Raw genomic sequence first — 6,265 nt, forward strand, 5'->3', positions numbered from 1 at the left:
ATAAAATGACAATATAACTAAATAATTTTTTGGTATGATTTTTGGATTTTGTTTTTTATCCGAATTTTCTGATTCAAATATTTCAACTTTATGAATATAGTAGGTGAAATATTTGTGTGATAGTATTTGAGATAGAAAAAAGCCAACTTTAAAAAGGATGTGAATTGAATGTGTAAACGACTGTAAAGGGTTATATTAAGGCAACGTTTAGCTGTTATTAGTGTAAGGTAAAGATATATTTTGTAACAGTTGATATAAAAATGAAGAAATAGGTACGTTTTTGTTTGTCTGACTATTTTAAATATATGAAAAATAAGGCCGGTTTGAGTTTTGACGAAGTTAAATTCTAGGTGAGATGTTAATAATAATTAATTAGGTTTAATAAAGGGGTACCTTATACGCAAAAGCGTTTATATTAGTAACTTAAGGAGCTTGCTTTTATGAAAACTACCGATTCAAAAGGCCTATTAGGAAATAGGGTTTATTTACAAGTTTTCTCTGCCTATTCATTGCTTATGCTTGGTGTTTTTATTGATATGTTAGCGATTATGACTATAGTTGGGTTTGAATGGGAAGTAGATCCTACTATGATTGGGTTGATCCCTGTTGCATATGCACTTCCTGGAATTATTTTTGGCTCATGGGCAGGTGTTATTGCGGATCGTTTTAGAAAAATTCCAATTATGATGTTCTGTAACCTAATGGTTGGTCTAATAACAATTGCTCTTTTATTTGTACAAGATATCCACTGGCTCTTAGTGGCATTAATGATTCGTTCCATTTTTATTGTTTTCTATTATCCTGCACAGCAAACACTAACAAGACAGATTGTATCCCCGGACTTGCTTACTAAAGCAGTAAGTATCAACGGAATAGTAGAGCAGGGTACAAAGATAGTAGGCCCACTTATAGGGGGCATGTTGCTGAGCTGGTTTCAACCAGAGTTCTGCCTCATTATAAGAGCTATAAGTTGTTTATTAGCTACCTTGGTTCTGATACCCACAATAAAATTTAAAGAAACTATATCGAAAGAATTTGTTGAAAAGCAAAAACAAAGTACTTGGACCGCTTGGGTACAAGGGTGGGGTTATGTGTTATCTAATCGGATAATATTATCAACCATGATTTTCGTTACAATAGCCATGGCAGTATTACAATTAGTAGACTCACAATTCCCAACTTTATTTAAGAGCTTATTCCCACATGATAAAAGTAAAATGGGATATATCATTTCTATTATTGGTCTTGGCGGAATACTTGGTGCATTACTAACTCAGAAATTAAAACAATTTCAATATGGCTGGGTAGTATGTGGAGGTATGGTTTTAATGGGAATTGGTTTTGGGGGGATTGGTTTGATAACGCCCGGTACGGTCTTCGTTTTAGCCTATTTAATTAGTTTTATCGCTGGTATCGGAAGTGGGCTGATGCTTGTATCTAATCAAGTCATTTTACAAATAGAATCCGATCAAGATCAAGTAGGAAGAGTATTTGGTATACAAAGCAGTTTAACAAACGCAGTTCTAATTATTTCTCCTGCTATGAGTGGTCCATTAGTGCATTTGTTTGGAGTAACTCAACTCTATGTTTATGGAGGGATTGGGCTTGTTATTATTGGAGTAATTGGAGTTTCACTGCAGAAATATTTATGGGCTAAACATAAACACGAACCTATAAGAGCAAATAATTTTTGAAGGGAAGATTTTTATGACCAATGAGGAATGCTATCCATTAAGCCATCCGCAGCGAAGAATATGGTATACAGAAGTCGTTCATTCTGATAAAGGAATATGTAATTTAAGATTTTTATTTAAACTTCATCGAAAAATGAATTATTCAAAATTAAACCAAGTTGTGAATCGCGTTATCAGTGAAAATGACGGTCTGTGCATTAGGTTAAAAGAAAATGGGCATCAGGAACCGAAACAATATTTTACTAAACATGAAGAACAAGAATTTGAGTTTTTTGATTTCAGTAATGTGGAGAATACAAATTTGCTTAAGGAATGGATTGAGCAGAAAACAAAAGAAACGTTTACATTATTTAATTCAAATTTATACTATTTCGCTTTAATAAAATTAAACGATAATGAATGTGCAGTCTTTGGAAATGTTCATCATATTATTATGGATGGTTTATCAATTCAAATATTTACTGAGCAGATTGCAAAATATTATTATGATATGCATAACGAGAATGAGGAGGGTGAAATTAAAAATTCATATGTTCAATTTCTGACCAACGAACAAACATACTTGAATAGTAGTCGCTTTCAAAAAGATCAAAAATTTTGGTTAGAGGAATTTAAAACACTGCCATCTGTGACTGGATTGAAGCCTTATAATACGTACCAAGTTAGTACCAAAGCATCACGTGAGACGTTTATATTAACTGAACATTTGAAGAGAAAGATAGAAAAATTTTCTGAAGATTACAAAATTAGTTTATATACTCTTTTTGTTGCTGCTTTCTCGTTGTCCATGTATCGGTGGACCTCATCGCTTGATATTGGTTTAGGAATGGCTTACGGCAACCGTATGACTAAAATGGAACGAAAATTGATTGGAATGATGGTGAGTACAGTTCCTTTAAGAATGGATATTGATCCAGAAGAAGAAGTACTTTCATTTATTAGTAGAGTGTCCAGAAAACAAAGTAAATCATTAAGACACCAGAAATATCCATTTGATTTGTTATTAAAGCAGATTAATAAAGAGAATAACAGTAATGTGAGACTTTTCGGAACTACGATTGATTATAGGGATCGTGATGAAAGTGGTGACTCACTATGGATTCCAAACCGTGAAGAAGTACAAGATTTTGCAGTGCATATTGAAAATCTAATTGATATAGACTCTTTACATGTACATATTGATTATCGTGAGGAGCTATTTTCTAAGGAAGAGATAGAACGATTCTTTAACGTTATGCTAGTGATACTGGGAAATATTTTTGAAAACCCAAAGCAGAAGGTGGCTGAAATAGAAATCATTTCTGAGGAAGATAAAAGAAAAAGTTTAGTTGAGTTCAACAATCCTAAACTGGATGTCCCACCTCAAGTAACTATTCATGAAATGTTCGAACGGCAAGCGATGATTTATCCAAATTCTATTGCAGTTACGTATGAAAAAGAAAAAATTACTTATAAGGAGCTTAATGAACGTGCAAACCAGTTAGCTCATTATCTGCAGAAAAAGGGAGTAGGACCTGATACTTTAGTTGGACTGTGCGTTGAACGTTCCCACGAGATGATTGTAGGTATTTTAGGGATTTTGAAGGCTGGTGGGGCTTATGTCCCACTTGATCCAACATATCCAGAGCAACGACTTCAATATATTTTAGAAGATGCTAGCATTCAGTTATTCGTAACGCAAGAAAGTCTAAAAAAATTGAACTGGTTACCAGAAAATGTTGAGTCGATTTGCCTGGATCGTGATCAAGATGAGATTGGGAAAGAAAGTAAGTCTTTTCTGGTTTCTAGTGTCGGTCCCCAAAATCTGGCATATGTAATCTATACTTCGGGATCAACGGGAAATCCAAAGGGCGTTATGATAGAGCATCACAATGTTATTCGGCTATTTAAATCGACGGATTGTTGGTATCAGTTTAATGAAAAAGATACTTGGACGCTTTTTCATTCGTATGCATTTGATTTCTCAGTATGGGAAATTTGGGGAGCGTTATTATATGGTGGAAAATTAGTTGTTGTTCCGTACTGGATTAGTCGATCACCTAAGGATTTTTATCAATTATTGGTGGAGGAAGAAGTCACAGTTCTAAATCAGACACCTTCCGCATTTCGACAATTAATACGAGTGTGTGAACAAGAAGATAAGAATAAAACTTTGCAGCTGCGTTACGTAATATTTGGCGGAGAAGCGTTAGAACCTATTAGCTTGTTACCGTGGTTTCAAAGGTATGGGGAGAAAAACCCACAGTTAATTAATATGTATGGAATTACCGAAACTACAGTTCATGTTACATATTATCCAATTACTCTAGATGATGTGCAGCATGCTTCAAGAAGTAATATTGGAAAGCGGATTCCCGATTTAGAAGTGTATATACTAGACGCTTATCAACAACCTGTTCCTATAGGTGTTGATGGTGAACTTTATATTGGTGGAGCAGGATTGGCACGTGGATATTTAAATAGACCTGAATTAACAGCAGAGCGTTTTATATCTCATCCATTTAGTAGTAATCCGAAAGCAAGATTATACCGGACAGGAGACTTAGCTAGGTATTTGCCAGATGGGAATCTAGATTATCGTGGAAGAATTGATCATCAGGTTAAAATACGTGGTTTCAGAATTGAGATTGGGGAAATTGAGTCTACTTTAAGTACATATGCATGTGTAACAGAGGCAGTTGTAATTGTAAGAGAAGATGAGCCGGGCGATAAAAGATTAGTAGCATATGTTGTAGGAGATGGAAATGTAGATGCGTGGAGAGAGTATCTTAAAGCGAAACTACCAAGTTATATGGTTCCTTCGGGATTTGTGGCGATGGAAGCTATTCCACTTACAGCTAACGGTAAAGTTGATCGTGAGGCCTTACCTATGCCAGAGGAAAAGCAGATTAATAGTGAATGTGTTGGGCCTCGGAATAGTAACGAACAGATACTGACTACCATTTGGAAGCGAGTATTAGGTGTTAAAAAGGTGGGAATCTATGATAATTTCTTTGAAATTGGTGGCGACTCGATTCTCAGTATTCAAATCATATCTCAAGCAAGTCAAGTGGGGTTAAAACTTACTCCAAAGCAAATGTTTGAATGCCCAACTATCGCTGAGCTGGCACAAGTGGCTATAGAAACGCAGGGAGTACAAGCGGAGCAGGGAATTGTGATAGGTGATGTGCCTCTTACTCCAATTCAGTGCTGGTTCTTCGAGCAAGAACATCCACATACAGAGCATTGGAATCAATCAATGCTTTTAAGAGTAAAAGAAAGATTGAATGTGAAATTACTAGAGGGAGCGATATTAAATTTACTGAAACATCATGATGCTTTACGTTTCCGGTACGAACAGTTACCAAACGGAACGTGGAGGCAGAGAAATGAAGGGACTGATGAGCTGTCAGTACTCCATGTTGTAAAACGTAATCAAGTTAATGAAAAAGAGTGGAATAAAATAATACAAGAAGAGATGAACATTAATCAAGCTAGTTTCAATTTAGTTACTGGTCCGTTAATGAGAGTAGTGTACTTTGAAGATAACTTAACTGGAAATGATCGAATATTCTGGGTGATTCATCATTTAGTAGTAGATGGAGTGTCATGGAGGATTCTATTGGAAGATTTACAGGTGGTATATAACCAGATGAAACAAGGTCAAGAAGTTCGCTTACCTGCGAAAAGTACATCTTTTAAAGAGTGGTCTGAACGACTCCAGACATACAGTGATTCGGGTATTTCCAAAGAAGTACAAAATTATTGGAATGAACAAGTAGAAAAAGAAACGATGAAAATTCCAATGGACTATCCAATACAAGAAACAACAGAAGAATCGATTGATCAAGTGACGAGGACTCTAGGAATAGAAGAAACACAAACATTGTTATACGAAGTTCTAGTCACTCATAAGACAAGGATTGATGAGGTACTATTAACGGCATTAGGACAAGCTATCGTCGATTGTACAAATCAGCAAACCGTTTCTATTCATCTAGAAGGACACGGAAGAGAAGAGATGATTGAAGGTATTGATTTATCAAGGACAGTGGGCTGGTTCACGAGTATTTATCCCGTTCATCTCAATTTTCAAGGAACTCAGACACCTATTGAAGGGTTAAAGGCAGTCAAAGAACAATTGCGTCAAATCCCAAATCGCGGAGTAGACTATGGTATTTTACGTTACTTGAATAAAGGATTACTTCCGTTTTATCAGCAAAAGCCTTCAATAAGCTTTAACTATTTGGGCCAATTTGATCAGGTGTTTTCAAGGGACTCTTTGTTTATGCAAGAGACAGGATTTACATTTTTAGATCATGCTCCAGATTCCAAACCATCTCATCTAATTGAAGTTATCGGAATGGTGAAAGATGAAAAGTTACATTTTATTTGGATGTATAGTAGGGAACAGTTTTCTAAATTAAAAATTCAAGTGATAGCAGATGGTATGTTAAGGCATCTCCGTCAACTTATAAATAAACCAACAACAGAGTCTGCTTTTACGGTATCAGATTTTGCTGATGCAGAGGATCTTACGGAAGAAAGCTTAAGCAAAGTATTACTTAAATTAACAAAGAAGAGGGTGTAAA

Annotated in this window: 2 protein-coding genes; both read left to right on the forward strand. The window is 35.4% G+C overall.

Annotated features, from left to right (window positions below; all coding sequences use genetic code 11):
• Positions 1 to 440: 440 nt before the first annotated feature.
• The gene (locus ACO6VI_RS26820; RefSeq protein WP_000858613.1) at positions 441 to 1,694 is read left to right on the forward strand and encodes an MFS transporter; all 1,254 of its coding nucleotides are present in this window, start codon (positions 441 to 443) and stop codon (positions 1,692 to 1,694) included.
• A 13-nt stretch (positions 1,695 to 1,707) separates the two neighbouring features.
• Complete coding sequence (locus tag ACO6VI_RS26825) at positions 1,708 to 6,264, forward strand: amino acid adenylation domain-containing protein (protein WP_422424551.1); 4,557 nt, start codon at positions 1,708 to 1,710, stop codon at positions 6,262 to 6,264.
• The last annotated feature ends 1 nt before the right edge of the window (position 6,265 follow it).

It is taken from the genome of Bacillus sp. PSXD-155 (assembly GCF_049310765.1).
Lineage (GTDB): Bacteria > Bacillota > Bacilli > Bacillales > Bacillaceae_G > Bacillus_A > Bacillus_A cereus.

Excerpts from the sequence above, each read along its gene's own strand:
- ACO6VI_RS26820 (WP_000858613.1), top strand. The coding sequence starts at position 441 with ATGAAAACTACCGATTCAAAAGGCCTATTAGGAAATAGGGTTTATTTA.
- ACO6VI_RS26825 (WP_422424551.1), top strand. The coding sequence starts at position 1,708 with ATGACCAATGAGGAATGCTATCCATTAAGCCATCCGCAGCGAAGAATA.